Source organism: Acidocella aminolytica 101 = DSM 11237, from assembly GCF_900129125.1.
GTDB lineage: Bacteria > Pseudomonadota > Alphaproteobacteria > Acetobacterales > Acetobacteraceae > Acidocella > Acidocella aminolytica.
Map to the genome: position 1 here is coordinate 1 of NZ_FQVJ01000086.1, position 2409 is coordinate 2409.

The following is a 2409-nucleotide window of genomic DNA, read 5'->3' on the forward strand; positions in this document are numbered from 1 at the left end:
AGGTTTGCGCGCTGAAATCGACCGTGCATGGCGGATACTCCCAATGACGCGGCCAAACAATATCACCTAAACAGCAGCAAAAGTGAGTCAGAGCCCTTTTTGGGCGCCGATCAGGGGTCCCGTTTGAATGCCGTTTGACACCTGATGGCCAACGCTGGATCTCGTCCCGCCCGGCCTTCCTGCTGCCGGTGCGGGTGCTGTCGCGCTTGTTCCGGCGCCTATTTCTGACCGGGCTGGTGGCGCTGCATGCCGCCGGGCAGCTGGGCTTCTTCGGCGAGGTCCAGAATCTGGCCGATCGGCACGCCTTCTTGCGCTATCTGGCCCCGCTGCGCCGCAAGAACTGGGTGGTCTACGCCAAGCCGCCCTTCGCTGGGCCGCAGGCCGTGCTGGCGTATCTGGCCCGCTACACCCACCGGGTGGCGATCTCCAACCGCCGGCTGGTGGCCATGGACGAGCGCGGCATCACCACCCGCTACAAGGATTATCGGCAAGACGGCGCCGCGCGCTACCAGACCATGGCGCTGGCCCCAGCGGAATTCATCCGCCGCTTTCTGCTGCATGTGCTGCCCAAGGGCTTCCACCGCCTGCGCCATTACGGGCTGTTGGCCAGCGCCAGCCGCAAAGCCAATCTTGCCCGTATCCACGATCTGCTGGCCGTGCCTCAGCCGGTCACCGTGCAGGCTCCGGCAGGTGAGCCAGCGCCCGAACCATGGCGCTGCTGCCCCTGCTGTGGCGGGACCATGATCATTCTGGAAATTTTGGTGGGCAGCCTCCAGCCCAGAGCCCCGCCGCCTGCGGCAAAACCAACCGGGAGATGGGTATCGTGACCCGGCACGGCCTGCGCCCACCAAACGCTTTGGCGATCATATCGCAGGCTACGGGCGACCTCGTGCCTTTGCCGTCAGACGGTAGCACCAACGCAGCAAACGTTGCTCATCATGCCCAAAAACCGCTGGCTGCGGGCGCTGCTTGCAAGAAAACACGGGCAATGGCAGGGCAAAATCCAATCCCAGGAACCGCCGTCTGGTGCCACGCCAGCACCACCACGTTCCCCGAAAATCTTAAATCCCCATAGCCAACGCCCGTGGACCGCGGGTTCGTTCTTCGGGGACTTTCGTACGCCTGCGGCGCCCGAAACTCTCCACGGAAGCGGACATTCTGCTTTAAGGTTAAAAAACGTCAAAGCGGATACTCCGCCCGCTCCCTGTACTTATTTCGCTCTGTAGTAAAACAACTGATAAGTAAAAATCATTGCTCCAATGAATATTACAATAGCCAAAAAAAGATTCATTGCTGAAAAAGCCACTAAAAAAATACGCCGCTCCTCAAACAGTCCAGCACCGATCTGAGTATTTAAAAAACGACCGAAAACGATTGCTATTGATCGCACGATAATTGCAGTAAACGAGCCTAATGCCATGCCAAACGACCAAATCACCAACGTAAAGCTTGATAGTATCGAGTGTATATACGGGTAGAGAAAGCCCACCATGAAAAATTTTTGACCACGAATAATATAGCTTGGAAATTGAGCATCGGATATTGGAGCTGGAATACGAATAAACGTGGCAGACATCTTTCCATGCAAGGTACCAAAAAGAAATTTGATTGGAGGAAAAAACGACTGACACCCCCCGTTGTAAAATGTAAATAAAGTTAATTGCCACCAATTTTTTATGGTAACTATCCCTCGAGCTCCGTCGACGTTGAGAGGGAATTGAGTGCCCTCTTCAAAGAAATACAACATGCTTAAGATTGAGATTCCGACAAAGAATATACAAACAAAAACCATCGGAGAAATTAATAAATCAAACAAAATAATGCCGTACCTTTTGAAGCCACTTGAACTTCTTGCACAAGCTATGATCAGTCTGGTTTTTTCTATACAGATAAAATCGATAAGGAGCGTCAGAATGAATAGATATAATGCCCCTAATCCAACATATACATCATAATGTTCTATCAACAGCAGCAACGCTTGATTTGCCACAGGAAAGAAAATTTGAAAAACAACGATGCCCAATGATATTCCACAGACAGACGAAATGAGAGATGCATATAAGCGCTTCAATGTTAGCGCTTTCTTCCCATAAAACTTATCGAACAAAGATAAATTGAACTCGAATCTATAGAGTGAAACGAATGCTTCAATATACCTGCCGGACCACTTTCTTGCAGGCTTCTGCATTGACTTCGGTATAAGTTTGCTTTCGTCTTTGAAGAGAGTGTAGCAAAACTTAAATCCGGAAAGTATCAACGAAAACACAACCCAAAAATAGAGAGAATCACATTTCCAAGTAACAACTATATCGTAAGCGTCAGCCGATAACCGCATTGGCTTAAGCGGCGAGTTCTGCTTCCTGCTGTTTCCAATTCCACGGCAAAAGTTCGCTGAGGCGGTTGATCGGA

1 protein-coding gene and 1 pseudogene are annotated in these 2409 nt (G+C 51.1%); one reads left to right on the plus strand and one right to left on the minus strand.

The features are described 5' to 3' along the window. Positions 1-134: 134 nt before the first annotated feature. Positions 135-827: pseudogene (locus BUB54_RS19645) on the plus strand (IS91 family transposase); the annotation flags it as partial. Positions 828-1210: 383 nt separating this feature from the next. Here the strand turns inward: BUB54_RS19645 and BUB54_RS19650 are convergent. Further along, positions 1211-2409: hypothetical protein (locus tag BUB54_RS19650; RefSeq protein ID WP_217652565.1), on the minus strand; the 1199-nt coding region annotated here is incomplete at its 5' end.